Origin of the sequence: Micromonospora sp. NPDC005305 (assembly GCF_040607315.1) — a bacterium.
Taxonomy (GTDB): domain Bacteria; phylum Actinomycetota; class Actinomycetes; order Mycobacteriales; family Micromonosporaceae; genus Micromonospora.
On sequence record NZ_JBEXGL010000003.1, the window covers coordinates 342,280 to 368,024 of the forward strand.

The window sequence follows — 25,745 nt, forward strand, 5'->3', positions numbered from 1 at the left end:
TTGCTCGGATGTTCGCCCTCGCCCTGACCGACGACGCCGAGCTGCGGCCGCTGATGCCGTGGCACGCCGACGAGTTCCTCGCCAACCTCGACCGCTGCCGGGAGCACATCGCCCCCTGGGTGGGCGCGTCCTTCGTGGCCACCGACGCCGATTCCGCCCGCCGGGTCCTGCAGAACTATGCCGACCGGTGGGCCCGCGACGACGGCGGGATCTGGGGCATCTGGCGGCAGGGCACGCTGGTCGGCGGGGTGATGTTCGTGTCGCTCAGCACCACCACGGGCGTTGCCGAGGCCGGCTGCTGGCTGGAGCCCGCCGCCGAGGGGCAGGGCCTCGTCACCCGCGCCGCCCGCGTGATCATCGGCTGGGCGGTCCGGGACCGCGGCATCCACCGGGTGGAGTGGGTCACCAAGGCCGACAACGCGCGCAGCATCGCCGTCGCGCGGCGGCTGGGAATGAGCCGCGACGGTGTGCTCCGGGAGGCCGCACCGGGGCCGGACGGCCGGGCCGACCTGGAGGTCTGGTCCGTGCTGGCCCCGGAATGGAAGCCGGAGGGATAGCCGGGCGGGCCCGCGCCGGAGGGCTCCCGGCCCGGGCCGCCACCGGGGACCGGCACGCGGCGGCGTTTTGTCGTACCCGGGCGTGAACATGTATCCATGGCTGTCCCCGCACTGGCCGACCGGTCCCCCCAGCCGCGCGCCCTGCCGCTGCGCGAGGTCCGCACCCGGCTCACCCAGCTCGTCTCCCTCGCCGAGCTGACCGACACCGTCACCGTCGTCACCCGCGACGGCGATCCGCGCCCGGTCGCCGCGATCGTGCCCGCCGCGGCGGCGCGCACCGCGGCGCAGGCCCGCGCCGACGCCGACCGGATCGCCGCGATCAGCGCCGGCTGGTCGCGCCGCCTGGAGGAGCTGCACCGGCAGAGCAGCCGGCGGCACGCCGCCGAGCTGCGTACCCTCGCCGACGCGCTCGCCGAGGCCTGGGCCGAGCTGGACCGCCGCGCCCCGGCCGGCGACCCGGCGCTCGCCCGGCTCCGCGCCGCCCACGCCGACCTGCTGCGCGGCTGACCGCGCGGCCTCCGACCACCTCGGGCCGGAGGCCGCGGGCGCCCGTCAGTCCCGGCCGCGCTGCGCCCGGTAACGCCGGATCAGCGCGGCGGTGGACGAGTCCACGTCGCCGAGATCCGGCCCGGCCCCGGTGAGCTTCGGGGCGAGCTGGTTGGCCATCACCTTGCCCAGCTCCACGCCCCACTGGTCGAAGGCGTTGATGTCCCAGACCGCGGCCTCGGTGAAGACGATGTGCTCGTAGAGGGCGATGAGCTGGCCCAGCGTCGCGGGCGTCAGCTTCGGCGCGATGATCGACGTGGTCGGGTGGTTGCCCGGCATCACCCGGTGCGGCACCACCTCGGGCGCGGTGCCCTCGGCCTCGACCTGCTCCTTCGTGCGGCCGAAGGCCAGCGCGGCGGTCTGCGCGAAGAAGTTCGACATGAACAGGTCGTGCATGTCGCCCAGGTCGTGGTTGGGCTGGCTGAACGCGATGAAGTCGGCCGGGATCAGCCGGGTGCCCTGGTGGATGAGCTGGTAGAAGGCGTGCTGACCGTTGGTGCCCGGCTCGCCCCAGAAGATCTCCCCGGTCGGGTAGGTGACCGGCCGGCCGTCCCGGGTCACCGACTTGCCGTTGCTCTCCATGGTGAGCTGCTGGAGGTAGGCCGGGAACCGGTGCAGGTACTGCGCGTACGGCAGCACCGCGTGCGTCTCCGCGCCGAGGAAGTCCGTGTACCAGACGTTGAGCAGGCCGAGCAGCGCCGGCACGTTCCGCGCCACCGGCGTGGTCCGGAAGTGCTCGTCCACGGCGTGGTAGCCGGCCAGCAGCTCCCGGAACCGCTCCGGCCCGACCGCCAGCATCACCGACAGCCCGACCGCGGAGGGCAGCGAGTAGCGCCCGCCCACCCAGTCCCAGAAGCCGAACATGTTCTCCGGGTCGATGCCGAAGTCGCGGACCCGCTGCTCGTTGGTGCTGACCGCGACGAAGTGCCGGGCCACGGCGCTGTCGTCGGCGTCCAGCCCGGCCAGCAGCCAGCGCCGGGCCTGGTCGGCGTTGGCCAGGGTCTCCTGGGTGGAGAACGTCTTGGAGACCACGACGAACAGCGTGCTGGCCGGGTCCAGGTCGACGGTCTTGTCGTGGATGTCGGTCGGGTCGATGTTGGACACGAACCGGCAGCTGATCCCCGCGTCCCGGTACGCCTTCAGCGCCTCGTACGCCATCACCGGCCCGAGGTCCGAGCCGCCGATGCCGATGTTGACGACGGTACTGATCCGCTCGCCGGTGTGGCCCCGCCAGGCGCCGGAGCGGACCCGCTCGGCGAACGCCGACATCCGGTCCAGCACGGCGTGCACGTCGGCGACGACGTCCTGGCCGTCCACGGTGAGCGACGCGTCGCGGGGCAGGCGCAGGGCCGTGTGCAGCACGGCCCGGTCCTCGGTGGAGTTGATGTGCTCGCCGGCGAACATGGCGGCGATCCGGTCGGTCAGCCCGACCCGCTCGGCGAGCGCGGTCAGCAGGCTCAACGTCTCGTCGGTGACCAGGTTCTTGCTGTAGTCGACGTGCAGGTCGGCGACCTCGCCGGTGAGCCGCTCACCCCGTTGCCCGTCCGCGTCGAACAGCTCCCGCAGGTGCGTGCCGCGCATCGCCTCGGCGTGCTTGCGCAGGGCCTGCCATTCGTCCGTGGTGGTGACGTCCACAGCCATCGGGTCGATCTTCTCCTTCACGACGGGTCTGCCGGCCCGGCCGGCGTCGCCCCGCTGCCGGCGACCCCACCAGCCTGCCACCCGGAGCCGGTACGCGCGACGCGACCCGACATCGCCCCGCCCCCCGGACGGCCAGGAACGGCCGTGCGACACGTGCTTGGGACACCTGTTCGACACGCCGGGCACGGGGAGACACCGACCGGTAGCGGACCGTAAGCTCCGGAAGCTGACCGTACCCGAGGAGGTTCCATGGCGGCGGTGATCGGCCCCCGAACCCCGTCCGAGGACGAGGAGGCGGCGGAGGAGTCGCCGCTGCCGGAGCTGGCCGACGGGCACTGGATGAACCGGGCCACCGAGTTCGCGCACACCAGCTTCTGGGCGGTGGCCCGCCGGCTGCCCGCGCTGGTCCGCGAGGCCGTCGGCCTGGCCTGGGCGACCAGCCGCCGGGACACTTTCGCCTCGATCGGGCTCAACATCGCCGCCGGGATGCTCACCACGCTCGGCCTGCTCGCCACCACGGGGGTGCTCCGGCAGCTCTTCGCCGCCGGCCCCACGCCCGACCGGATCCGCGCGGCGCTGCCCGCTCTGCTGCTCGCGGCCGCCGCGGTGACCGTTCGCGGCGCGCTGACCATCGCCGCCGGCTGGGCGCAGGCCCGGCTCATCCCGCAGATCAACTACCAGGTGGAGCTACGGCTCTTCGAGACCACCACGGCGGTCGAACTGGCCGCCTTCGACGACGCCGGCTTCGCGGAGGAGATGGACCGGGCCCGGGACCGCGGCATGGCCGAGGCGGCGTCGATCGTGGACCACACCGTCAACCTGGTCACCGGACTGGTGGGAGTGCTGGCCACCGCCGCCGCGGTGACGGTCATCCAGCCGGTGCTGCTGCCCTGCCTGCTGCTCGCCGCCGTCCCGGAGGCGGCCACCGCGGTGAAGATGGCCCGCCGGCAGTACCTCGCCCTGCTGGCCTGGATCACCCGGCGCCGCCGAATGTACCTGCTGGCCCGGCTGATGGCCGACCGGCACACCGCCGCCGAGATCCGCTCCTACCAGATGCGTGACTTCCTGCTCGCCGAATACCACCGGATGATGACCGTGGAGACCCGCGCCCAGCTGCGGCTGGCCCGCTCGCAGAGCCTCACCCGCGCGGTCGGCCTGTCGGTGACCGGGATCGCCGCGTTCGGCGTTTACGCCGTCCTCGGTGGCCTGCTGCTCGGTGGCGTGGTGGCGCTGGCCGCCGCGGCCACCGCGCTGCTCGCGCTCCAGTCCGCCCGGTCCAGCCTGCGCATGGCGGTGTTCGCCACCAACTCGCTCTACGAGGACGCGCTCTACTACCAGGACTACCGCGACTTCCTGGACCGGGCCCGGCACCGGGTGCCGGCCGGCGGCACGCGGCCCGTCGACGGCTTCGACCGGATCGAGCTCGACCGGGTGAGCCTGCGTTACCCGGACACCGAGACGGCCGCCGTGGACGAGGTCAGTCTCACCGTGCGGCGCGGCGAGGTGATCGCGCTGGTGGGGGAGAACGGCTCCGGCAAGACCACCCTCGCCAAGCTCGTCGCCGGCCTCTACCGGCCCACCGCCGGCGTGATCCGCTGGGACGGGGTGGACACCGCCGAGCTGGACCCGCGGCAGACCGCCGCGCAGGTCGCGGTGATGAGCCAGGACTGGTGGAAGTTCCCGTTCACGGCCCGGCAGAACATCCGGATCGGCCGGCACGACCGGCCCGCCGACCGGCCCGGCCCGAAGGTCGAGGACGCGGCCCGCGACGCCGCCGCACACGACATGATCACCGAGTTGTCGTTCGGGTACGACACGCTGCTGGACCGGCAGTTCAAGGACGGCCAGGACCTCTCCGGCGGGCAGTGGCAGCGGCTCGTGGCGGCCCGCGGTCTCTACCGGGACGCCGGCCTGCTGATCTGCGACGAGCCCTCGGCGGCCCTCGACGCGCGGGCGGAGCACGCCCTCTTCCAGCACCTGCGGCGGCACCCCGACCGGGCCGTCGTGCTCGTCACCCACCGGCTGGCCAACGTCCGGCACGCCGACCGGATCTTCGTGCTGGACCACGGCCGGATCGTCCAGCAGGGCGACCACGACGAGCTGATGGCCCAGGAGGGCCTCTACCGGGAGCTCTTCGAGCTACAGGCGGCCGGCTACCTGGCGCAGGCCGGGGAGGCCGGGGCCGAGCGTTGACCTCCAGTGCACTCGAACTCCTACGGTGACCGCACCGGCCGCCGCCCGGTCAGCGCGGCGTCACCCCAGGGAGCCCACATGCGTCACCGCGTCCTCGGCGGCACCGGCATCCAGGTCAGCGTCCACTGTCTCGGCACCATGATGTTCGGCGCGGTCGGCAACCCCGACCACGACGACTGCGCCCGGATCGTCCACGCCGCCCTCGACCGGGGCGTCAACTTCGTGGACACCGCCGACATGTACTCGGCGGGCGAGTCGGAGGTGATCGTGGGCAAGGCGCTGCGCGGCCGGCGCGACGACGTGGTCCTGGCCACCAAGGTGCACTTCCCGATGGGGGAGGGGCCCAACCGGGGCGGCAACTCGCGGCGCTGGATCGTCCGCGCGGTCGAGGACAGCCTGCGCCGCCTCGGCACCGACTGGATCGACCTCTACCAGGTGCACCGGCCCGACCACACCACGGACGTCGAGGAGACCCTCGCGGCGCTCACCGACCTGGTCCGGGCCGGCAAGATCCGGGCGTTCGGCTGCTCGACCTTCCCGGCCGAGGAGATCGTCGAGGCGCAGCATGTGGCGGAGCGGCGGGCGCTCGGCCGGTTCCGCACCGAGCAGCCGCCGTACTCGATCCTGGCCCGCGGGATCGAGACCGCCGTCCTGCCGGTCTGCCAGCGGTACGGCATGGGCGTGCTGGTGTGGAGCCCGCTGGCCTCCGGCTTCCTCACCGGCCGGTACCGGCAGGGGGCGGCGGTCGACCTCACCGCCGGCCGCCCGGCGCGCACCCCGGCCCGGTTCGACCCGGCGCTGCCGGGCAACGCCGCCAAGTACGCCGCCGTCGAGGAACTGGTCGCGCTCGCCGAGGAGGTCGGCTGTTCGCTGCCGGAGCTGGCCGTCGCGTTCACCGTGGCGCACCCGGCCGTCACCTCGACGATCCTCGGGCCGCGCACCCTGGAGCAGTTGGAGGGGCTGCTCAAGGGAGCGGCGCTTGCGCTGGACGACGCGGTGCTGGACCGGATCGACGAGATCGTCCCGCCCGGCACGAACCTCTACCCGCCGGACGGCGTCTGGTCCCCGCCCGCGCTCACCGACCCGTCACGCCGCCGCCGGCCGCCGGCCGAGCGGGCCGCCGCCTGATCGTCGGCCGGGCCGCGCCGCCGGCCGCCGCAGGTGGACCGGGTGACTGTTGCCGCCGGACGCCGCCCTCGGGCAGGATGCGCGGAATGGCCCGCCCGTCAGTCCGCCGCGCCACCGCCGTCGCGGCCCTGCTCGCCCTGTTCACCGCCGGCTGCGCCGACCCGGCAGAGCCGCCGGCCACCCCGCCGGCCGCCGCGCCGACGCCCACCGGCGCGGTCACCGCGGCACCGGGCCCGCCGGCCGCCCCGTCGCCCCTCCCGGCCGCCCGGGCCGGGCTCGGCGGCCGGCCGAGCCCGAGCGCCCGGCCGTGCGGGGTCTTTCCGGCGGACAACGTCTGGCACGCCGACGTCTCCCGGCTGCCCGTGCACCCGCGCTCCGCGGCGATGGTCGGCGCGATCGGCGGCGGCGCCACGGTGCACGCCGACTTCGGCTCCGGCCGGTGGGAGGGCGCGCCGATCGGCATCCCGGTCACCGTCGTCCCCGCCGGCCAGCGGCGGGTCCCGGTCACCTTCGAGTACGCCGGCGAGAGCGACCCGGGGCCGTACCCGGTGCCGCCGGACGCGGCGGTCGAGGGTGGACCGAACGGCACCGGCGACCGGCACGTGATCGTCTGGGACCGGGCGGCCTGCCGGGCGTACGAGCTGTTCGACGCGCACCGGTCCGGCGCCGGCTGGCGGGCCGGCTCGGGAGCCGTCTTCGACCTGCGGTCGAACAAGCTGCGCCGGGCCGGCTGGACCTCCGCCGACGCGGCCGGACTGTCCATCCTGGCCGGGCTGGTCCGCTACGACGAGGTGGCCGCCGGACGCATCGACCACGCGCTGCGGGTGACCGTGCCGCGCACCCGCACCGGCTGGACCTGGCCGGCCACCCACTCCGCCTCGTCGGCCACCGACCCGGCCCTGCCGCAGCTCGGCCAGCGGCTGCGCCTCAAGCGTTCGGTGAACCTGTCCCGGCTGCCCCGGCAGGCCCGGATCGTCGCCGAGGCGATGCAGCGCCACGGGCTGATCGTCGCCGACCACGGCTCGGCCTGGTTCGTCTCGGGCGCCCCCGACCCGCGCTGGGACAACGACGCCCTGCACGCCCTCGGCGGCCTGCGCGGCAGTGACTTCGAGGTGGTGGACGCCGCGGGGCTGATGGTGAGCGGCGGCTCGGCCGCCACCCGCTGATATCCCTCGCCGGCACCCGGCCGGTGGGTCACACTGTCCGGGTGGATCATCGTGACCTGGTGCGGGTCAGCAAGCGGATGTCGCTGGCGCTGCGCCACCGTCCCGACCGGTTCCACCTGACGCTGGACGGGGCGGGCTGGGTGCCGGTCGCCGACCTGCTCGCCGCCCTGCGGATCACCCGCGCCGACCTGGACGCCGTGGTGGCCGGCAATGACAAGCAGCGCTTCGCCGTCGAACGCGGCCCCGACGGGGTCGACCGGATCCGGGCCAGCCAGGGCCATTCCGTCCCGGTCGACCTCGGCCTGGCGCCGGCGACCCCGCCGGACCGGCTCTTCCACGGCACCAGCGAGGCTGTCCTGCCGGCGATCCGCACCGAAGGGCTGCACCGGGGCCGCCGGCACCACGTGCACCTGTCCCCGGACGTGGAGACCGCCCGCCGGGTAGGCGCCCGCCGGGCCGGCGAGGTCGTCATCCTGACGATCGCCGCCGCCGCCATGGCCGCCAACGGCTACCCCTTCTACCGCAGCGCCAACGGCGTCTGGCTCACCGACACCGTCCCACCCGCCTACCTCACGGCACCACGGACCTGATCACGGCCCCACGGCCCACCGCGTTGATCATGAAGTTATGACCACGGACAACGGCGTGTCCGGGCAACAACTTCATGATCGACGGCCCTGAGGGGCCGGCCGGAGGGCGCGGGTGGACGGGGTCAGTGGGCCGTGACCGGGTGGTGGACCACCGCGTCGAAGAGGTAGGCGAGGGTGTTGGGGGCGGCGCGGTCGGGCTGGGTCGTCCCCGTCGTGTCGGTGGCGCGGGCGCGGAGGGTGAACCGGCCCGGGGCCGGGGGGCGCCACCGTGCGGTCCAGCGCTGCCAGGCGCCGCCCCGGTCGGCCGCCACCAGGTCGGCCGGGCGCCAGCCGTCGCCGGTGTCCACCTCGACCCGGTCGATCGGGCCGTTGCCCGACCAGGACCGGCCGTGCAGCAGCACCTCGGCGCCGGCCGGCACGCGGGCGTCCCAGGCCAGCTCGAACGCGCTCTTCACCGGCTGCGCGCCCAGCACCGTGCCCTCGGCCGGGTGCCCGGGGCCGAACATCCGGTAGAACCGGGTGTTCCACGGCGAGAACAGGGGTGTGGTGGAGACCTCGACCGGGCCCACCCACTTGATCGAGGAGATGCCGATCCAGCCGGGCACCACGACGCGGACCGGGAAACCGTGGTCGGCGGGGAGCGGCTCGCCGTTCATCTCGTACGCCAGCAGCACGTCGTCGAGGGCCTTGGCGATCGGCAGCGGGCGGCGTACGCGGCCCAGGTTGATCCCGCCGGTCACGAAGTCCGGGTCCAGCCCCTCAGGCATCACGTCGACCGCGTCGTCGCGCAGCCCGGCCAGCCGCAGCACGGTGCCCAGCCGGACCCCCCGCCAGCGGGCCACGCCGACCCCGCCCAGCCCCCAGGCCACCCCCGGCGCCGGCTCACCCTGCTGCTCGGTGAAGAAGCGCCGCCCGTTGCCGGCGCACTCCAGCAGCGCGTCGCTCTCCTCGGCGGGCAGCCGGCGCAGCTCGTCGAGGCTGAACTCGACCGCGGCGTCCCGGGTGGGCGCATCCCGCAGCCCGGTGCCGAACAGGCGCAGCCGCCAGGTGTCGGCGTCCAGTCGGGGCGTCTCGGTGTGGTTGCGGACGAAGAAGCGGTCGTTGGGCACCACGTACCCCTGCCCGGCCAGTGCCGTCCAGTGCATCTCGGCGTTGGTGTCGAGGGGGCGCAGCAGCTCCGGCGGCAGCGGCTTGGCGATCGGCGTACCCGGGTCGACGCCGACCGGCGCGGACGCCAGGGCGACCGGCTCCCGCTCGGCCGCGGCGGCGGTCAGGGCGGCCATGGCCGCTCCCAGCTCCAGCAGCCGGTCGCGGTCGACGCCCGCGCCGCGGGCCTCCCCGGCCAGCCACTGCCGGCTCCGACGGGTGTCGTGGTCGGCTTCGGCGTGGGACACGGGTGACCTCCGGAGGCTCGGCGACGCTGCCTTTCCTATTCAATCAATAGGAGTTTTGGCCGCGTCGGCCGAGGTCCGGGTCAGGTCGCCGGGTCAGCCGGCGTGCTGGCCGGCGAGGAAGTCGGCCAGGACCCGGGTGTGCGTGGAGAACGCCAGCTCGACCGGCTCGGTGAGGACCAGCCACTCGGTGGCCTCCTCGGTCGGCGCCGACGGGGGCAGGTCACCGACCGGTCGCTCGGGCAGCACGCCGAAGACCATCATGGTGCCGCCGGCCGGCGCCCCGTGTACCGCGAACAGCCGCGCCTCCTCGGCCTCGGCGAGCAGGCCGGTCTCCTCCCGCAGCTCGCGGACCAGCGCCTCGGACCACTCTTCGCCGTACTCGATGAACCCGCCCGGCAGGGCGAGCTGGCCGCGGGCCGGCTCGATGTCCCGGCGGACCACCACCACGCCGAGGCCCTCCGGGGTGCGGACCGGCAGCACGGCCACCGCCACGGGCAGCGGGTTGCGCCACACCGTCTCCCCGCAGGCCAGGCAGACGCGCGGCCACCCGGCCTCCGCCGGGTAGGCCACGCCGCAGAACGAGCAGTGCGAGTACGCGGCGGCGGTCACGCCGCTGCACGTTACCCGCCCGGCCGCCCGGGCGCGCCCTTCACCCGCCCGCGCGGGGTGTCCCCGGGTGCCGCCGCCGTTCCGCGACGCGCCGGAGCGACGCTCGGTGTCCACGAAGACGCGACATCAGCCGCCGCCGACGTGGCGGAGGACGGCCAGGACCCGGCGGTTGTCGCCGTCCGAGGACGGCAGACCGAGTTTCGCGAAGATGCTCGCCACGTGCTTCTCCACGACTCCGGCGGTGATGACGAGAGCCGCCGCGATCCCGGCGTTGGATCGTCCCTCGGCCATCAGCGACAGCACCTCACGCTCCCGGGGGGTCAGCGACGCCAGCCCGGCCGTGTCCCGCCCGGCCCGCATGAGGTGGCCGACCACCTCCGGATCCAGCGCGGTGCCACCGGATGCCACCCGGGTCAGCGCGTCCACGAAATCGGCGACGTCGGCGACGCGGTCCTTGAGCAGGTATCCGACGCCGGCCGGCCGGTCGGCGAGCAGGCGGGTCGCGTAGCGGGTCTCCACGTACTGGGAGAACACCAGCACACCGACGCCGGGTTGGTCGCGCCGGATGTCGATCGCGGCGCGCAGCCCCTCGTCGGTGTGCGTCGGTGGCATCCGGATGTCGACGACGGCCACGTCCGGCACGGTGGCGGCAACCGCGGACCGCAGCGCATCCGCGTCGGCCACCGCCGCGCACACCTCGAAACCGCGGTCGGTGAGCAACCGGACCAGCCCCTCGCGCATCATCGTGGCGTCCTCCGCGATCACCACCCGCATGCCGTCGCCTCCGTTCACACGTGTGTGGGCAGCTCGATGTCGACCCGGGTCGGACCGCCGCCCGGACTGCGTACGCGCATCCGGCCGTCCACGACGGCGATGCGGCGGGCCAGGCCGGACAGGCCGGGACCGTCCGGGTCCGCCCCGCCGACGCCGTCATCCTCGACGGTCACCGTCAGGCGCTCGCCGGATCGGACGACGCCGAGCGCGATCCGGGTCGCCCGGCTGTGTTTGGCGGCGTTCGCGAGCAGCTCGGAGGCACAGAAGTAGGCGACGGTCTCGATGGCGGGCGCCGGGCGGTCGGGCAGGTCGACGGTCACCGCGACCGGGATGGCGCTGCTCGTGGCGAGCGTCGCCAGCGCGTCGCCGAGACCGTTGTCGAGGACCGGCGGGTGGATCCCGCGCACCAGGTCGCGCAGGTCGGCGAGGGCTTCCTTCGCACCGCGGTGGGCGAGCGCGACCAGCTCGCGGGCCTGCGCGAGGTCGGGTGGCGGGCCGTCGGCGCCGAGCTTCTCGGTCGCCATGCCGAGGTTCAGGGCCAGCGTGGCCAGCCGGATCTGCGCGCCGTCGTGCAGGTCCCGCTCCAGCCTGCGCATCATGGCGGCCGCGTCGTCGATCGCGCGGGCCCGGGTGACCTGCAGTTCGCGTACCCGCTCGGCGAGCCGGCGCGGACCGAGCAGCCGTCGCATGGCGGCAACGTCCAGCGTCGTGCCGGCCCGCATCAACCACGGCGCGACCAGCAGCATGGCGAGGCCGGCCGCGGCGATGAGGAACGTTCCGGCGAACGTCCGCGTGCCGATGGCGCCGAACGGCGTGAGCGCCCACACCGGTCCGAGGCGTGTCCCGGCCGGGTGGTTGCGGAACAGCGGCCACCACACCGGGTAGCTGAGGTTGGCCAGGCCGAACACGTAGCAGAACGCGCCGTAGCCCTCGGGGATGGCCAGTGGCACCTTGAGCAGGCCGTACCCGACGGCGCGCCAGCCCGGTCCGTCGGAGACGACGGCGCCGAGCCGCCTCGACGGCCGGGGCGGCGGGGCGTCCACGTGCACGTCGAGCAGCCGGCCGGCGAGTGCGCGATGGACGGCTCCCGTCGCGCGCCCGATCGGGGCGGCGAGCACGACCAGGAGCGCGACGGTGAGCGGGACCAGGAAGAGGAACACCGGTGCGACGGCAGGTGCGGGCTGGTCGGACAGGGCCCCGGTCGCCCAGAGGAACAGGACGCCCAGGGCCGGCCCGATCGCCGGTGCGCTCAGGATCGCGGCCGCGCTGACCACGCCGAGGACGCAGAACACCGCCCGGCGCAGGGCCAGTGTGGTGAACGGAGCGCGCAGCGCGGTCATCGGCCCATTGTCGCCGGTCACGCGTCGCGATGGCGGAGCAGCACGCCTCCGCACAGCACCGCCGCCGCCGCGTACCCGCACATCAGCAGCGCGCTGACCCAGCCGGCGAACAGCCCGGGCACCGGCGAGGTCACCGCGATCGAGTTGAGCAGCATCAGCAGCGGGACGAAGCGGCCGACCTGGATCCCGCTCTCGCCGAACAGGCCGGCCACGATCATCGGGACGAACATCAGACCGAACAGCGTGCCGATCGCGGCGCCCGAGTGCCGCACGATCGCCCCGATGCCGACCCCGATGAGCGCGGTGGCGCCCAGGTACACGCCGGTCAGCACGACCGCGCGCAGGATCGCCGGGTCGGTCAGGGCTGCGGCCGGGATGGCGGTGCCGCGGATCGCGAGCTGCCCGCCCAGGTAGCCGGCGAAGCTCGCGACCAGCCCGACGGTGAGGGCCGCGCCCCCGCACACGGCGACCTTCGCGGCCAGGACGGTCCGACGCCGCGGGACGGCGGCGAACGTCGAGCGGATCATCCCGGTGCCGCATTCCCCGGTCACCATGAGGACGCCGAGCGCGCCGAGGAGCAGTTGCGCCACGATGGCGCCGCCGAGGCTGTTGTTCAGGATCTGGGCGGCGGTGGCGACCGGGGTGTGCGATCGGTACCCGAGTCCCACCCCGGCCCCGGCCGCGGCCATCGAGACCACCGCGGCGATCGCCAGCCACCACGTCGACCGGACGCTGCCCAGCTTGATCCGTTCCATCCGGGCTGCCTGCCGGAATCCGTACCGGTTCATGACGCTCCCACTCCGCGATAGTCGGTGGCCTCTGAGGTGAGCCGGAAGAACGCGTCCTCCAGGTTGTCGCCGCCGGCGGCGAGTTCGGCGACGGTCGTCTCGGCGAGCAGCCGGCCGCGGCCGATGACCACCAGCCGGTCGGCGGTCAGCGCCATCTCGGCGATCAGGTGACTGGACACGAACACCGTCCGGCCCTCGGCGGCGAGCCCGCGCAGCAGGTCCCGGATCCAGCGGATGCCTTCCGGATCCAGCCCGTTGACCGGCTCGTCGAGCAGGAGGACGGCCGGGTCGCCGAGCAGGGCCACGGCGACGCCGAGCCGCTGGCGCATGCCGAGCGAGTACGTGCCGGCACGCCGCGTCGCCGCGTCGGACAGACCGACGACCCGCAGCACCTGCTCGACCCGGGAACCGGGGATGTCGTTGCTCGCGGCCAGCGCGCTCAGGTGCGCACGGGCGCTGCGGCCGGGGTGGAACGCCCCGGCGTCCAGGAGCGCGCCGACCGTCTTCAACGGCCAGCCCAGGTCCTGGTACCGGACGCCCCCGATCAGCGCCTCACCCTGGTCCGGGGCGTCCAGGCCGAGGATCATCCGCATCGTCGTGGACTTGCCGGACCCGTTCGGGCCGAGGAAGCCGGTCACCACCCCCGGCTGCACCCGCACGCTCAACCCGTCGACGGCGACCCGGCCGCCGTACCGTTTCGTCAGCTCACGTAGTTCGATCACACCATCGACGCTAGGCAGCGCCGCCGGTGGTCGGAAGCCGGAAACCCTCCGACTCCGCCCGGGGGTTTTCCGCCCCCGGCGCGGCTAGCCGGGCAGGCCGGTGGCGTCGGCGCGCAGGGCGGCGCGGGCCTCCATGAGGGCGAAGCCGAGCAGGTTGTCGCCCCGCCACCGCGCCGGGTCCCCGGCGCGCGGGTCGTCGGCCGCCAGCCCGATGCCCCACACCCGGTCCACCGGGCTGGCCTCGACGAGCACCCGCTCGCCGGTGCCGAGCAGGAACCGGCCCAGCTCCTCGTGCTGGCCGAACTTGGCCACACTGCCCGCCACCACGATGTCGTAGCGGCGGGCCGCCCAGGTCGCCTCGTCGAAGCCGTGGACCTGCCGGCCGAGCGCCTTGGCCCGCTGCGGGTGTGCGGCGGCCAGCACCCGCTCGGCGATCCCGTCGTCGCCGAAGAGGACGGCCTTGTGCCACATCATCCAGTGCTCGGCCGTGGCGTAGGTGCGGCCGTCGACCGTGAACGGCGCGGGCCACCACTGGCTCAGGCAGCCGGCGCCGACGCTGCCGTCGCGCTGCGGGCGGTGGCCCCAGAAATGCAGGTACTTCACCCGCGCTCCGGAGTGGACGGTGGCGGCCAGCTCGGCGACGGATCGGATCGGCACGGCCGCCAGTCTGCCCGAGGGCACCGACACTGCGCCCCCGCATTCCTCCGGGCGGGTCCGCGCCGCGTTCCCGACCTCGCGATCGTGCCCGTGCCACGTCCGTCGGCACGGGCACGATCGGTGGGGGAGTCAGGGGGTGGGGCTGCCCGTGTAGAAGGCGGTCGTCCGGTCGCCGGCGGCGCGGGCCTCGTCGGCCGGGGTGCCGGCGGCGATGCTCGCCTCGGTCCAGCGGGCGCTGGCCTCGGTCATGAAGCGGCGGCCCTCGTCCGAGCCCATCCAGGCGACGGCCTCGTCCGGGGTGATCCCGGAACCGTCGGCGGCGAGGTGGGAGGCCAGCCCGAGCAGCGCCCCGTCCCAGCCGACGCCGACCGCGCCCGGCCCGTACTCGGCCCATCGCTCGTCGTCGACGTGCGCCACGTGCTCCAGCTCGAACCGGGTACGCCCGGCGCCGGCCTCGGTGAGCCGCACCTCGATCCAGCTCACCTCCCCGCCGAACTCCCAGGTCGCGGCGAAGCTGTGCGGCGGGTCGCAGCGCTCGACCGTGCCCCCGGCGTTGCCCTCCAGCTGGTAGCTCCCGCCGACCTTCAGCTCGCCGGAGACCGGCAGGAACCAGCGGGGGATCCGCTCGGCGCTGGTGCAGGCGTCCCAGACGTCCTCCACCGGCGCGTCATAGGTCTGGCTGATCGTCAGCACCCGCGCCTCGCCCGCGGGGAGCGTGCGGCTGCCCAGCCGGCGCTCGACGGCGCTGATCTGCCCGATTACGTCGATCATCAGGTTGTCCTCTCGTCGGGTTCGCTCTCGCGCAGCCGCCGTTCGCGCCGCCCCCGGGCCAGTTCGGTGGCGAGCGCCGCCAGCGGCGGCGTCCAGAACCGGCGGAAGCCCGCGAGCCACTCGTCCATCTCGCGCAGCGGTCGTGGGTCCACCGCGTAGAGGCGGCGGGCGCCCTGGGCGCGCACGGTCGCGAAGCCGTGCTCCCGCAGCACCTTGAGGTGTTGCGACACGGCCGGCTGGCTGATGCCGAACTCCCGCTGGACGGTCGCCCCGAGCGTGCCGGCCGGCTGCTCGCCCTCGGCGAGCAGCTCCAGGATCCGGCGACGCACCGGGTCCCCGAGGACGTCGAAGGCGTGCACGAACCCTTTATATCACACCCGACTTATATAAGCGACCACTGAAACGGCGGGATCCTGGACAGCTCCCGTTCGAGACGGACGGGAGCCGCCCAGGATCCGGTCAGCCGCCGAGGCGGGCCGCGACGGCGCTGCGCAGCTCCGGGAGCCGGTCGTGCAGCAGGCCCGGGCACTGGGTGTTGTTGAAGTCCTTGTGCCCGTAGATCTCGGTCGGCGGGATGCCGTACTGCTGGCAGGTGAAGGCGCAGAACCACACCAGGCTGTTCCAGAGCGCCTGCGGGGGCTGCACGTCGAGATAGATGCCGTCGTTCTCGATGCCGATGGCCTGGCTGTTCTGCCCGACGCAGTGCGCGCCCTGCACCATGGTCTGCCCGTGCAGCAGCCCGTAGAGACTGCCGTGCCGGCCCTCGGTGAGGAAGCCGCCCCGGCTGTTGGTGAAGTGCTGCCCGGAGTCGAGCCAGCCGTTGCTGTCCATGTGCAGGTTCTGAATGTCGCGTGAGTTCCGGTAGGCCTGCGCGAGGCTGTAGTCGGTGGTGTTCGGGAACGCCGTGTGATGAATGATGATCTTGTTGGGCCGGCTCTGCACCACGCTCACCGCGGAGGACGGCGGGCGGGCGCTCCAGGTCGCACAGTTGGCGATGGTCGGCTGGTCGATCCGCGCGGCGACGGCCCGGGCGTCGCGGCCGGCGCCGACCTGGGTGAGCGCGGTGGCGCCGGCTGCGGCGCCGAGCAGGACCGCGCCGCGCAGCACGGCCCGCCGGGGAACGGGAACGGACATGGGGGCCTCCTCGTCGGGGACGGACGCCGCCGGTGGCGGGCGGCGGCTCCGCGGCGCGGCGTCCGGGACGCCGGCCGGAGCGGGCCGCCCACCACCGGAGCGGATCAGCAGGGTCCGTTGCAGGCCAGCACCTTGAGCCGGTCCAGGGTGCCGTTCCAGACGTTCTGGTCGCCCGGGAAGACGCCCGAGGACGACCACTGCCAGAAGGAGTACGTCCCCCAGCCGGCCGGGAGCGTGCCGACGCTGCTGGAGTAGCGGGCGATCCACAGCGGGTTGTTCGCGGCGAACTGCGAGGTGTTGCCCGTGCAGGTGCTCCACCAGTCGGTGGTGGTGTAGATGGTGGCCCACCGGCCGGTGCGCGCGTAGTACTGGTTGACGAACGAGGCGATCCAGCTGCGCATCGAGGCCTGGCTCAACCCGTAACAGGTGGCGCCGTACGGGTTGTACTCGATGTCGAGCGCGCCGGGCAGCGTCCTGCCGTCCTTGGACCAGCCGCCGCCGTGGTCGACGAAGTAGTTGGCCTGGGCCGCGCCGCTCGAGTTGCCGGGCAGGGCGAAGTGGTACGACCCGCGGATCATCCCGACGTTGTAGGAGCCGTTGTACTGCTGGGCGAAGTACGGGTTGGTGTAGGACGTGCCCTCGGTCGCCTTCACGTACGCGAACCGGGCGCCGTTGTTCCAGGCGGCGGACCAGTTCACGTTGCCCTGGTGGCTGGAGACGTCCATGCCGGGCAGGCCGGCCGGCGCGGCGCTGGCGGGAGTCGCGCCGACGACGGCCGAGGCGGCCAGGGTGACGGTGGCGAGCAGGGCCGTGGCGGCCGTACGCAGCGCCGATCGCAGGGGACGGTTCATCTTTCCTCCCTGGGGGTGGGGGAGCGTGACGAAAGGAACTGTCAACATTAGGTCACAGGGTGGAGAAACTTTTCAATAGACGTATGGAAGATTTTCTTTGTTTGGCGAGGGGGTCAGCGGAGGCCGGCCAGCACCTCGGCGGCGGCCCGTTCACCGGCCGCGACCGCGCCCTCCAGGTAGCCGCTCCACCGGGTGGCGGTCTCGGTGCCGTCCGGCCGCCGACCCGGATCCGGTGGAATTCTCTCCGCCGGCGTGTCGATACCGGGGTGCCCCGTTCGTGTGGAGGGTGGAGGGGCGGCACGGGGCCGCTGCCGGGGGTGAGGAGAAGCGCGTGAAGCAGTACCTGATCAGCATGTACCAGCCGGCCGGCGCCGGCCGGCCGGACCCGGAGTTCCTGGCCGGGGTGATGCGCGAGGTCGACGCCATCGGCCGGGAGTTGCGGGAGGCCGGCTGCTGGGTGTTCGGCAACGGCCTGCACGCCCCGGAGACCGCCACCGTGCTGCGCCCGAAGGGCGACGAGGTGCTCGTCACCGACGGCCCGTACGTCGAGGGCAAGGAGTACCTGGGCGGGTTCACCATCATCACGGCCCCCGACCTCGACGCCGCCCTCGACTGGGGCCGCCGCTACGCCCTGGCCACCACCCTGCCGATCGAGGTGCGCCCGTTCCAGGGCGAGGGATGACCGGCCCCACCGACGTCGACCGGGTCTTCCGCGCGGAGTACGGCCGCGCGGTCGCCGTCCTGGTCCGCCTGCTCGGCGACATCGACCTCGCCGAGGAGGCGGTCCAGGAGGCGTTCGCCGCCGCGGTCGACCGGTGGGCCGTCGACGGCCCACCGCCGAGCCCGGCCGGCTGGATCATCACCACCGCCCGGAACCGGGCGATCGACCGCCGCCGCCGCGAGGCGTCCCGCGCCGACCGGCACGCCCAGGCCGCCCTCCTGTACGCCGCCGAGCCGCCCGCCGAGGAGGGTCCCGTGCGCGACGACCGGCTCCGACTGATTTTCACCTGCTGCCACCCGGCGCTCGGCCCGGCGGCCCGGGTCGCGCTGACCCTGCGCCTGCTCGGCGGGCTGAGCACCGCCGAGATCGCGAGGGCGTTCCTGGTGCCGGAGCCGACCATGGCGCAGCGCCTGGTCCGGGCCAAGGCGAAGATCCGGGACGCCGGCATCCCGTACCGGCTGCCCCGGGACGCCGACCTGCCCGACCGGCTGCGGGCCGTGCTGGCCGTGGTCTACCTGATCTTCACGGAGGGGCACACTGCCAGCGCGGGGGAGCGGCTGGTCCGGGACGAGCTGTGCGACGAGGCGATCCGGCTGGGCCGGCTGCTCGCCGAGCTCATGCCGGACGAGCCGGAGGTGCTCGGCCTGCTCGCGCTCATGCTGCTCACCGACGCGCGGCGGGGCGCGCGGACCGGGCCGGACGGCGCGCTCGTGCCGCTCGGCGCGCAGGACCGGAGCCGGTGGGACCGCCCGCTGATCGCCGAGGGGCAGGCCCTCGTGCGGCGGTGCCTGCGGCGGGACCGCCCCGGCCCGTACCAGATCCAAGCCGCGATCAACGCGGTGCACAGCGACGCGGCGACCGCCGCGGACACCGACTGGCGGCAGATCCTCGCCCTCTACGACCAGCTCCGGGCGCACGCACCCGGGCCGGTGGTGACGCTGCACCGGGCCGTCGCGCTGGCCGAGGTGGCCGGCCCGGCCACCGCGCTCGCCGAGGTCGACGGGCTGGACCTGGCCGGCTACCACGTGCTGCACGCCGTCCGCGCCGACCTGCTGCGCCGCCTCGACCGGCCGGCCGAGGCGGCGGCCGCGTACGACGCGGCGATCGCGCGCACCGACAACGCCGCCGAGCGGGAGTTCCTCCGCCGCTCCCGCGACCTGCTGAGGAGCCACCCGTGAGCGCATCCGAGATCCTGGTCGACGGGCTCGCCTTCGGCGAGTCGCCCCGGTGGCACGGGTGGTCACCGACGCGCGGGGCAACGCGTACGTCAACACCATCGGCTTCGACTTCCCCGCCGGGGACTACCGGCCGGGGGCCGTGGCCCTGGTCCCGCCCGACGGCGCCGCCCGGCTGGTCGCCGACGATCTCGCCTTCCCCAACGGCATGGTGCTCACCCCGGACGGGGGCACCCTGATCGTCGCCGAGTCGTACGCCGGTCGGCTCACCGCGTACGACGTGGCGGCCGACGGGTCGCTCGGCGGCCGGCGGTTCTGGGCGGCGGTGCCGGACTCCGCGCCGGACGGCATCTGCCTCGACGCCGCCGGAGCCGTCTGGTACGGCGACGTGCCGAACCGGTGTGCCGTGCGGGTCGCCGAGGGCGGCCGGGTGCTCGACCGGGTCGACCTGGACCGGGGCTGCTTCGCCTGCGCGCTCGGCGGCCCGGACGGGCGCACCCTCCACCTCGTCGCCACACAGTGGAGTCCCGCAGCGCTCTCCGGTGGCCCGCGGACCGGCCAGGTGCGGACCCTGCGGGCGCCCGCCCCGGCCGCCGCCCGAGCACGGCACACCTGCCCGGCGGGTGCAGATCCGGCGCGCCCGGAATCGTGATCGCGTCGATACCGCCGCGGCCCTCGGGAGGCATTGACGAACCCCCGCCGAAAAGTACACTCCCGGTGTAATAAGTTTCCCGCTTCGCCCGAGCCGCACCGCGCACCCCCGACGCCGCGTCCTCTCCCGAGGTGAAGATGCCCCCACCCCCCACTCCCGCGGACGGAATCGACCTGGCGCTGCACGGTGTCGGCGTCCGGTTCGGCGGGCTCGTCGCCCTCGACGACGTCTCGCTGCGGGTCCCGCCCGGCCGGATCGTCGGCGTGATCGGCCCCAACGGCGCCGGGAAGACCACCCTGTTCAACGTGGTCTGCGGCTTCGTCCCGCCGACCAGCGGATCGCTCACCCTGGACGGTCGCCCGTTCCGGCCCCGCCCGCACCGGCTGACCCGGCTCGGCATCGCCCGCACGCTCCAGGGCGTCGGCCTGTTCCCCGGGCTCACCGTGCTGGAGAACGTGGTGGCCGGCGCCAGCCACGCAGCCCGGGCCGGCTTCGCCACCGCGCTGTTCGGCCTGCCCCGCAGCGACCGCGACGAGCGGCGGCTGCGCCAGGAGGCCCTCGACCTGCTCGCCGAGCTGGGCGTCGCCGCGCACGCCGGCGCGGCCCCCGCCACCCTGCCGTACGCGGTGCGCAAGCGGGTCGCCCTGGCCCGTGCCCTGATCGCCCGGCCTCGCCTGCTTCTGCTCGACGAGCCGGCCGGCGGGCTGGGCGCCGACGACGTCGACGAGCTGGCCGAGCTGGTCCGCACGCTGCCCGAACGGGCCGGCGGCGCCTGCTCGGTGATGCTCGTCGAGCACCACATGGACCTGGTCATGGCCGTCTGCCAGGAGCTGGTGGTGCTCGACTTCGGCCGGGTCATCGCCGCCGGCACCCCCGACGAGGTCCGCGACGACCCGCTGGTCACCGAGGCGTACCTCGGCGCCGACGTGCCGGCCGAGGCCGCGGGGGCCGGGTCGTGACCGCGGTGCTGGAGGTCGAGGCGGTCAGCGCCGGCTACGGGCCGGTGCCGGTGCTGCGGGACGTGAGCTTCGAGGTGCCCGCCGGGACCATCGCCGCCGTGCTCGGCGCCAACGGGGCCGGCAAGACCACCCTGCTGCGTACCCTGTCGGGCCTGCTCCGGCCCACCGGCGGCCGGGTCCGCTTCGACGGCGCCGACCTGCGCGGCGTCCGCGTCGAACGGCTGGTCCGGCGCGGCCTGGCGCACGTCCCCGAGGGGCGGGGCGTGGTGGCCGAGCTGACCGTGGAGGAGAATCTGCGCCTCGGCGGGCTCTGGCGCAGCGACCGGGCCGACGCCCGCAGGGCCCAGGACGAGGTGTACGAGCTGTTCCCGCCCCTGGCCCGCCGCCGGCGCCACGCCGGGCACCAGCTCTCCGGCGGGGAGCGGCAGATGCTCGCCCTGGGCCGGGCGCTGATCGCCCGGCCCCGGCTGCTGCTGCTCGACGAGCCGTCGCTCGGCCTGGCCCCCAAGGTGACCGCGCAGATCATGGCGCTGCTGCGCCGGCTCTGCGACGAGCGGGGGCTGACCGTCCTGCTGGTCGAGCAGAACGTGCGCAGCGCCCTCTCGGTCGCCGACCAGGGCGTCGTGATGTCGCTCGGCCGCGTGGTGACCGCCGCCCCGGCGGGGCGGCTGCGCGACGACGACCAGCTCCGGCACGCGTACCTCGGGTTCTGACGGCCCGGCGAGCAGGAAGGATCCGCATTGGACCGGTTCTTGTTCCTCACCTTCGGCGGGCTGTCCACGGGCGCGGTCTACGCCGCGTTCGCCCTCGCCCTGGTGCTCATCTGGCGGGCCGCCCGGCTGGTCAACTTCGCCCAGGGCGCGATGGCCGTGGCCACCGCGTACGTCGGCTACGCGGTCGCCTCCGCGACCGGCTCCTACTGGCTCGGCCTGGGCGCGGCCGTGCTCGCCGGCCTGCTCCTGGGGGCACTGGTCGAGCGGGTGCTCATGCGCTTCGTCGGGCACGCCAACCCGCTCAACGAGGTGATCGTGGCGCTCGGCCTGGTGCTGCTCATCCAGGCGGTGCTCGGCATGGTCTTCGGCAACGGCTACCGGCCGGCCGCCGCCCCGTTCGACACCGACGCGCTCACCCTCGGTGGGGTCGCCGCGCTGTCGCCCTACGACCTGTGGGTGCTCGGCGCCGTGCTGGTGGTCGTGGTGCTGCTCGCGCTGCTGTTCACCCGCACGCCGATCGGCCTGCGGATGCGGGCCGCCGCGTTCGCCCCCGAGGTGTCCCGGCTGCTCGGCGTCGACGTGAGCCGGATGCTCACCCTCGGCTGGGCCCTCGCCGCGGCGGTCGGCGCGCTCGCCGGCATGCTGGTCGTCCCCACCGGCCTGGGGCTGCACCCGCACGCCATGGACCTGGTCTTCGTGGTCGCGTTCACCGCCGCCGTGGTCGGCGGCCTGGACAGCCCGGCCGGTGCGGTGGTCGGCGGCCTGCTGGTCGGCCTGATCCTCTCGTACGTCACCGGCTACCTGGGCCCGGACACCACCCCGCTGGCCGTCCTGGTGCTGCTGCTGGCCGTCCTCCTGGTCCGCCCCGGCGGGCTGTTCTCCAGCGCGAAGGCGAGGCACGTGTGACCGCCACCCGCCCCTCCGCCCGGTCCGGAGTGGACCGGCCCGCCGGGCCGTCGCCGCTGCGCCGGCTGCTGCCCGGCGCGCCCGCCACCGCCGGCCCGCGCGGGTCGACCCTGCTGCGCCACCTGGCCGGGGCGGTGCTCGCCGGCACCCTGGTCGTGCTGCTCACCAACCAGCTCGCGCCCTACCAGAACCTCCAGGTGGCCCGGGTCTGCGCGTTCCTCTGCGTGACCGCCGGCTACACGGTGCTGGTCGGGCTCAACGGCCAGCTCTCCCTCGGGCACGGCGCGCTCATGGCCACCGGCGCGTACACGGTGGCGCTGGTGCAGCGGGCGTTCGACGAGCGGGGCGTGCAGGGGCGGTGGATCCTGCCGCTGTCGCTGCTGGCCGCCGTCGCGGCCACCGCGCTGGCCGGCCTGGTCATCGGGCTGGCGGCCGCCCGGCTGCGCGGGCCGTACCTGGCCGGCGTGACCCTCGCCGTGGCGACGCTCGTGCCGGCCGTCAGCACGATCTTCACCGGCGTGTTCAACGGCGAGCAGGGCCTGCGCTTCCCGGCGGAGACCCCGCCGGCGTTCCTGGGCGCCTACTTCCAGCCGGAACGGTGGCTGGCCTGGATCGCGCTGCTCGCCGCGCTGCTCACCGTGCTGCTCCTGGCCAACCTGGTGCGCAGCCGCTTCGGCCGGTCGCTGCGCGCCGTGCGGGACGACGAGGTGGCCGCCCGGCTCGCCGGCATCCACGTCGCCCGCACCCAGGTGCTCGCCTTCGTGGTCAGCGCCGGCTGCGCCGGCCTCGGCGGCGGCGTGTACGCGGTCCTCACCGCCACCGTCGCGCCGGGCAAGTTCCCCCTGGAGCTGTCGCTGTTCCTGCTCATGGCCATCGTGATCGGCGGGCTGGGCAGCCTGGCCGGCGCGGTCTGGGGCGCGGTGCTGCTGGTCGCGCTCCAGGACCTGCCGAGCCTGCTCACCGAGACGTTCAGCCTGTCGGGCGGCCTGGCCCAACGCCTGGAGGGCAACCTCGCGCTGGCCGTGTTCGGCCTCATCCTCATCGTCGTCATGCTCGCCGCCCCGGGCGGCCTGCACGGCGCCGTCCGCACCGTCGCCGCCCGGCTGCGCGCCCGCCGCCGCGCGCCGGAGGACTGAGCCACCCCGGTTCCACCCACCCGTTCGCACCGCCGCACCGGAATGGAGAACCATGCGTCCCACCACCCGCCGCATACTCGCGGCCGCCACCGGCCTCGCCCTGCTGGCCGCCGTGCCGGCCTGCGCCGATGACGCGAAGCAGGCCGCCGAGAACGTCCCCGGCGTCACCGACACCGAGGTCGTCATCGGCACCCACCAGCCGCTCACCGGTCCCGCCGCGCCCGGGTACTCGAAGATCTCCGCCGCCACGAAGGCGTACTTCGAGCACGTCAACAGCAAGGGCGGGGTGAACGGCCGGAAGATCGTCTACAAGGTCATGGACGACGGCTACAACCCCGCCAACACCGAGAACGTGGTCCGCAAGCTGGTGCTCGACGACAAGGTCTTCGCGCTCCTCGGCGGGCTCGGCACCCCGACCCACACCAACGTGCTGGAGTTCGTCAAGACCCAGAAGGTGCCCGACCTGTTCGTCTCCTCCGGCAGCCGGAACTGGAACCAGCCCGACAAGTACCCGACCACCTTCGGCTGGCAGCCCGACTACACGGTCGAGGGCAAGATCCTGGCCACCTGGGTGAAGCAGCAGTTCCCCGGCGCGAAGGTCTGCCACTTCGGGCAGAACGACGACTTCGGGCGGGACTCGCTGGCCGGGGTCGAGAAGGTCCTCGGCGCGGTGGCGGCCAAGCAGACCTACACCACGACCAACCAGCAGGTCGGCCCGGCCATCGGGGCGCTCAAGGCGGCCGGCTGCCAGGTGGTGATCTCGGCCAGCATCCCGGGCTTCACGGCGCTGGCCATGGGGCAGGCCGCCGGGCAGGGTTTCCGCGCGCAGTGGGTGGTGTCCAACGTGGGCGCCGACTACACCACGCTGTCGAAGCAGCTCGGCGACAAGAAGGTGATCCTCGAAGGCATGGTGGCCGACAACTACCTGCCGATGGTGGGTGACACGGCGAACCCGTGGATCCAGGAGTTCACCAAGATCCACCAGAAGTACAACGCGGCCAACCCGATCGACGGCAACGCGATCTACGGCTACTCCATGGCGTACACCTTCGTGCAGGCGCTGCTCGCCGCCGGCAAGGACCCGACCCGGGAGAAGCTGGTAGAGGCGGTGCAGAAGGGCGGCTTCCGGGGGCCGGGCCTCACCCCGTTCCGGTACAGCGACGACGTGCACGCCGGATACAGCGGGGTGCGGCTGAACAAGGTCCAGAACGGCGCGCAGGCGTACTTCGGCCCGACGTACACCACGGACGATGGCGACGCCCCGGTCACCGAGTCCACCGAGCCGCCGACCGCGCCGCCGGCGGACGCCATCCCGACGACCTGACCACCGCCGCGGGCCGGGCGGCCGTCACCGCGGTGACGGCCGCCCGGCGACGCGCACGTAGAGTGCAGCATTCCGGCGCGACGCCACCGGGGCGGGCGGGTGACGCCGGCCAGGAGCTACGCACAGGGGGCGGACGCATGATCGAGGTGGACGCCGACGTGCCGGCGCGGGTGGACGGCCGGTCGGCGCGGGCCGAGCGGACCCGGGCCGCCATCGTCGAGGCGCACCTGGCGCTCATCGACGAGGGCGACCTGCGGCCCACCGGGGAGCGGATCGCCGAGCGCGCCGGGGTGTCCCTGCGCACCCTGTGGACCAACTTCAAGGACATGGAGACCCTGTTCGCCGCGACCGGGCGGCTGGTCGGGGAGCGGCTGGACGCGCTCTGGCGGCCGATCCCGCCCGAGCTGCCGCTCACCCGGCGGATCGCCGAGTTCTGCGACCAGCGGGCCGAGATGCTGGAGGTGTTGGCCCCCTCGGCGCGCGCCTCGGCGCTTCGGGAGCCGTTCTCCCCGCAGCTGCGGCGCAACCGGGAGGCGGCCATCGCCCGGGTCCGCCACGAGACCGAGTTGGCCTTCGAGCCGGAGCTGGCGCACGCCGGGGAAGGGCGCGAGCAGTTGCTCGACGCGGTGACCGTGGCCTGCACCTGGGCGGCCTGGGCCATGATGCGCGACGCCATGGGCCTCGACGTGGCGGCGGCCCGGGCCACCCTGGCCCGCACCATCGGCGCACTCCTCGTCGACGCCATCGCCGCCGGCCTGCGCTGACCTGATCTTCCCCGTCCGCTGCCGAACCGCCGGCCGGCGCTGACCGCCGGGTCCGGCCTCCTCAGTCGTCGCGCAGCCGGCGCAGGATCCGGGTCAGCTCGTCGCGGTCCGCCGGGTCGAGGGCGCCGAAGAACCGTTCCGCCTCGGCGGCCCGGGCCACCCGGATGGCCTCGCCGACCCGCTCGCCCTCCGCGGTGAGCGCGACCAGGGTGGCCCGCCGGTCGACCGGGTCGGGCCGCCGCTCGACCAGCCCGCGCTCGGCCAGGCCGTCGACCACCTCGGTGGCGGAGCGGGGCGCGATGCGCAGGTGCTCGGCGAGCGTGCTCAGCCGGACCGCGCCGTGCCGCATGAGCACGGCGAGCGCCCGGGCGTGCCCCGGGTTGATCTCCCAGGGTTCGAGGGTGCGCTTGGACTGGTGGCGCAGCCGCCGGGCCACGGCCCAGAACGTCTCGGCCAGGCTCTCCTCGTCGCTGCCGGTCACCGGAATACGGTAGCAGCACATACTGTTGTTACCTCATGATGAGGTAACCTCAG

Annotated in this window: 28 protein-coding genes; 15 read left to right on the forward strand and 13 right to left on the reverse strand. The window is 74.4% G+C overall.

Annotated features, from left to right (window positions below; translation table 11 throughout):
- The first annotated feature begins 8 nt into the window (after positions 1-8).
- Together ABZS80_RS07605 and ABZS80_RS07610 are read left to right on the forward strand one after the other, a co-directional pair.
- A complete protein-coding gene (locus ABZS80_RS07605; protein ID WP_355054962.1) occupies positions 9-557 on the forward strand; it encodes a GNAT family protein in 549 nt (182 codons plus the stop codon).
- A gap of 96 nt (positions 558-653) precedes the next feature.
- Entirely contained in the window at positions 654-1,064 is a 411-nt protein-coding gene (locus ABZS80_RS07610) for a type II toxin-antitoxin system Phd/YefM family antitoxin (RefSeq protein ID WP_355054963.1), read from the forward strand.
- Between the two features lie 45 nt (positions 1,065-1,109).
- On the opposite strand, the gene pgi is transcribed toward ABZS80_RS07610, so the two are convergent.
- On the reverse strand, positions 1,110-2,744 hold the full coding sequence (gene pgi, locus ABZS80_RS07615) for a glucose-6-phosphate isomerase (protein ID WP_355055072.1): 1,635 nt from the start codon (positions 2,742-2,744) through the stop codon (positions 1,110-1,112).
- A gap of 249 nt (positions 2,745-2,993) precedes the next feature.
- Here pgi and ABZS80_RS07620 point away from each other — a divergent pair, with 249 nt between their 5' ends.
- The 4 genes from ABZS80_RS07620 (at position 2,994) to ABZS80_RS07635 (ending at position 7,821) form a co-directional block, all read left to right on the forward strand.
- On the forward strand, positions 2,994-4,937 hold the full coding sequence (locus tag ABZS80_RS07620) for an ABC transporter ATP-binding protein (protein ID WP_355054964.1): 1,944 nt from the start codon (positions 2,994-2,996) through the stop codon (positions 4,935-4,937).
- Between the two features lie 78 nt (positions 4,938-5,015).
- A complete protein-coding gene (locus tag ABZS80_RS07625) occupies positions 5,016-6,065 on the forward strand; it encodes an aldo/keto reductase (protein WP_355054965.1) in 1,050 nt (349 codons plus the stop codon).
- Between the two features lie 86 nt (positions 6,066-6,151).
- Positions 6,152-7,231 carry a hypothetical protein gene (locus tag ABZS80_RS07630; protein ID WP_355054966.1) on the forward strand — a complete coding sequence of 360 codons (1,080 nt, stop codon included), beginning with the start codon at positions 6,152-6,154 and terminating at the stop codon, positions 7,229-7,231.
- 41 nt (positions 7,232-7,272) lie between these two features.
- A complete protein-coding gene (locus tag ABZS80_RS07635) occupies positions 7,273-7,821 on the forward strand; it encodes an RNA 2'-phosphotransferase (RefSeq protein ID WP_355054967.1) in 549 nt (182 codons plus the stop codon).
- 122 nt (positions 7,822-7,943) lie between these two features.
- On the opposite strand, the gene ABZS80_RS07640 is transcribed toward ABZS80_RS07635, so the two are convergent.
- The 11 genes from ABZS80_RS07640 to ABZS80_RS07690 form a co-directional block, all read right to left on the reverse strand.
- Positions 7,944-9,215, reverse strand: a complete 1,272-nt coding sequence (locus tag ABZS80_RS07640; RefSeq protein ID WP_355054968.1) for a sulfite oxidase — start codon at positions 9,213-9,215, stop codon at positions 7,944-7,946.
- Positions 9,216-9,308: 93 nt separating this feature from the next.
- The gene (locus ABZS80_RS07645; RefSeq protein ID WP_151462759.1) at positions 9,309-9,824 is read right to left on the reverse strand and encodes an NUDIX domain-containing protein; all 516 of its coding nucleotides are present in this window, start codon (positions 9,822-9,824) and stop codon (positions 9,309-9,311) included.
- Positions 9,825-9,950: 126 nt separating this feature from the next.
- Positions 9,951-10,598, reverse strand: coding sequence for a response regulator transcription factor (locus ABZS80_RS07650; protein ID WP_355054969.1), 648 nt, complete (start codon positions 10,596-10,598; stop codon positions 9,951-9,953).
- Between the two features lie 14 nt (positions 10,599-10,612).
- On the reverse strand, positions 10,613-11,938 hold the full coding sequence (locus ABZS80_RS07655) for a sensor domain-containing protein (protein WP_355054970.1): 1,326 nt from the start codon (positions 11,936-11,938) through the stop codon (positions 10,613-10,615).
- Between the two features lie 17 nt (positions 11,939-11,955).
- Entirely contained in the window at positions 11,956-12,726 is a 771-nt protein-coding gene (locus ABZS80_RS07660; RefSeq protein WP_355054971.1) for an ABC transporter permease, read from the reverse strand.
- On the reverse strand, positions 12,723-13,448 hold the full coding sequence (locus tag ABZS80_RS07665; protein ID WP_355054972.1) for an ABC transporter ATP-binding protein: 726 nt from the start codon (positions 13,446-13,448) through the stop codon (positions 12,723-12,725). The genes ABZS80_RS07660 and ABZS80_RS07665 overlap by 4 nt, the downstream gene beginning before the upstream one ends.
- Positions 13,449-13,532: 84 nt before the next feature.
- Complete coding sequence (locus ABZS80_RS07670; RefSeq protein WP_355055073.1) at positions 13,533-14,114, reverse strand: NADAR family protein; 582 nt, start codon at positions 14,112-14,114, stop codon at positions 13,533-13,535.
- A gap of 120 nt (positions 14,115-14,234) precedes the next feature.
- Complete coding sequence (locus ABZS80_RS07675; RefSeq protein WP_151462752.1) at positions 14,235-14,876, reverse strand: SRPBCC family protein; 642 nt, start codon at positions 14,874-14,876, stop codon at positions 14,235-14,237.
- Positions 14,876-15,235 carry a metalloregulator ArsR/SmtB family transcription factor gene (locus tag ABZS80_RS07680; protein WP_355054973.1) on the reverse strand — a complete coding sequence of 120 codons (360 nt, stop codon included), beginning with the start codon at positions 15,233-15,235 and terminating at the stop codon, positions 14,876-14,878. Before ABZS80_RS07680 ends, ABZS80_RS07675 begins: the two co-directional genes overlap by 1 nt.
- Before the next feature lie 100 nt (positions 15,236-15,335).
- Positions 15,336-16,010, reverse strand: coding sequence for a peptidoglycan recognition family protein (locus ABZS80_RS07685; protein WP_355054974.1), 675 nt, complete (start codon positions 16,008-16,010; stop codon positions 15,336-15,338).
- A gap of 104 nt (positions 16,011-16,114) precedes the next feature.
- Entirely contained in the window at positions 16,115-16,861 is a 747-nt protein-coding gene (locus ABZS80_RS07690; protein ID WP_355054975.1) for a lysozyme, read from the reverse strand.
- A 331-nt stretch (positions 16,862-17,192) separates the two neighbouring features.
- On the opposite strand from ABZS80_RS07690, the gene ABZS80_RS07695 reads away from it, so the two are divergent.
- From ABZS80_RS07695 to ABZS80_RS07735, 9 genes are all read left to right on the forward strand, one after another.
- Positions 17,193-17,543, forward strand: coding sequence for a YciI family protein (locus tag ABZS80_RS07695; protein WP_151462747.1), 351 nt, complete (start codon positions 17,193-17,195; stop codon positions 17,541-17,543).
- Complete coding sequence (locus ABZS80_RS07700; RefSeq protein ID WP_355054976.1) at positions 17,540-18,760, forward strand: sigma-70 family RNA polymerase sigma factor; 1,221 nt, start codon at positions 17,540-17,542, stop codon at positions 18,758-18,760. The genes ABZS80_RS07695 and ABZS80_RS07700 overlap by 4 nt, the downstream gene beginning before the upstream one ends.
- A gap of 58 nt (positions 18,761-18,818) precedes the next feature.
- Positions 18,819-19,409, forward strand: a complete 591-nt coding sequence (locus ABZS80_RS07705; protein WP_355054977.1) for an SMP-30/gluconolactonase/LRE family protein — start codon at positions 18,819-18,821, stop codon at positions 19,407-19,409.
- 137 nt (positions 19,410-19,546) lie between these two features.
- Positions 19,547-20,368, forward strand: a complete 822-nt coding sequence (locus ABZS80_RS07710; RefSeq protein WP_313719771.1) for an ABC transporter ATP-binding protein — start codon at positions 19,547-19,549, stop codon at positions 20,366-20,368.
- Positions 20,365-21,081, forward strand: coding sequence for an ABC transporter ATP-binding protein (locus tag ABZS80_RS07715; protein ID WP_355054978.1), 717 nt, complete (start codon positions 20,365-20,367; stop codon positions 21,079-21,081). Before ABZS80_RS07710 ends, ABZS80_RS07715 begins: the two co-directional genes overlap by 4 nt.
- 27 nt (positions 21,082-21,108) lie before the next feature.
- A complete protein-coding gene (locus ABZS80_RS07720) occupies positions 21,109-21,987 on the forward strand; it encodes a branched-chain amino acid ABC transporter permease (RefSeq protein WP_151462742.1) in 879 nt (292 codons plus the stop codon).
- Positions 21,984-23,123, forward strand: coding sequence for a branched-chain amino acid ABC transporter permease (locus ABZS80_RS07725; RefSeq protein ID WP_355054979.1), 1,140 nt, complete (start codon positions 21,984-21,986; stop codon positions 23,121-23,123). The genes ABZS80_RS07720 and ABZS80_RS07725 overlap by 4 nt, the downstream gene beginning before the upstream one ends.
- 52 nt (positions 23,124-23,175) lie before the next feature.
- The gene (locus ABZS80_RS07730; protein ID WP_355054980.1) at positions 23,176-24,447 is read left to right on the forward strand and encodes an ABC transporter substrate-binding protein; all 1,272 of its coding nucleotides are present in this window, start codon (positions 23,176-23,178) and stop codon (positions 24,445-24,447) included.
- 137 nt (positions 24,448-24,584) lie between these two features.
- Entirely contained in the window at positions 24,585-25,211 is a 627-nt protein-coding gene (locus ABZS80_RS07735; protein ID WP_355054981.1) for a TetR/AcrR family transcriptional regulator, read from the forward strand.
- A gap of 61 nt (positions 25,212-25,272) precedes the next feature.
- On the opposite strand, the gene ABZS80_RS07740 is transcribed toward ABZS80_RS07735, so the two are convergent.
- Positions 25,273-25,692, reverse strand: coding sequence for a MarR family transcriptional regulator (locus ABZS80_RS07740; protein WP_355054982.1), 420 nt, complete (start codon positions 25,690-25,692; stop codon positions 25,273-25,275).
- Positions 25,693-25,745 lie beyond the last annotated feature (53 nt).

Bases quoted from the DNA above. Each gene is read 5' to 3' on its own strand.
- ABZS80_RS07605 (WP_355054962.1), top strand. From the start codon at position 9: ATGTTCGCCCTCGCCCTGACCGACGACGCCGAGCTGCGGCCGCTGATG.
- ABZS80_RS07610 (WP_355054963.1), top strand. From the start codon at position 654: ATGGCTGTCCCCGCACTGGCCGACCGGTCCCCCCAGCCGCGCGCCCTG.
- pgi (WP_355055072.1), bottom strand. From the start codon at position 2,744: ATGGCTGTGGACGTCACCACCACGGACGAATGGCAGGCCCTGCGCAAG.
- ABZS80_RS07620 (WP_355054964.1), top strand. From the start codon at position 2,994: ATGGCGGCGGTGATCGGCCCCCGAACCCCGTCCGAGGACGAGGAGGCG.
- ABZS80_RS07625 (WP_355054965.1), top strand. From the start codon at position 5,016: ATGCGTCACCGCGTCCTCGGCGGCACCGGCATCCAGGTCAGCGTCCAC.
- ABZS80_RS07630 (WP_355054966.1), top strand. From the start codon at position 6,152: ATGGCCCGCCCGTCAGTCCGCCGCGCCACCGCCGTCGCGGCCCTGCTC.
- ABZS80_RS07650 (WP_355054969.1), bottom strand. From the start codon at position 10,598: ATGCGGGTGGTGATCGCGGAGGACGCCACGATGATGCGCGAGGGGCTG.
- ABZS80_RS07655 (WP_355054970.1), bottom strand. From the start codon at position 11,938: ATGACCGCGCTGCGCGCTCCGTTCACCACACTGGCCCTGCGCCGGGCG.
- ABZS80_RS07660 (WP_355054971.1), bottom strand. From the start codon at position 12,726: ATGAACCGGTACGGATTCCGGCAGGCAGCCCGGATGGAACGGATCAAG.
- ABZS80_RS07675 (WP_151462752.1), bottom strand. From the start codon at position 14,876: ATGATCGACGTAATCGGGCAGATCAGCGCCGTCGAGCGCCGGCTGGGC.
- ABZS80_RS07685 (WP_355054974.1), bottom strand. From the start codon at position 16,010: ATGTCCGTTCCCGTTCCCCGGCGGGCCGTGCTGCGCGGCGCGGTCCTG.
- ABZS80_RS07690 (WP_355054975.1), bottom strand. From the start codon at position 16,861: ATGAACCGTCCCCTGCGATCGGCGCTGCGTACGGCCGCCACGGCCCTG.
- ABZS80_RS07700 (WP_355054976.1), top strand. From the start codon at position 17,540: ATGACCGGCCCCACCGACGTCGACCGGGTCTTCCGCGCGGAGTACGGC.
- ABZS80_RS07710 (WP_313719771.1), top strand. From the start codon at position 19,547: ATGCCCCCACCCCCCACTCCCGCGGACGGAATCGACCTGGCGCTGCAC.
- ABZS80_RS07730 (WP_355054980.1), top strand. From the start codon at position 23,176: ATGCGTCCCACCACCCGCCGCATACTCGCGGCCGCCACCGGCCTCGCC.
- ABZS80_RS07735 (WP_355054981.1), top strand. From the start codon at position 24,585: ATGATCGAGGTGGACGCCGACGTGCCGGCGCGGGTGGACGGCCGGTCG.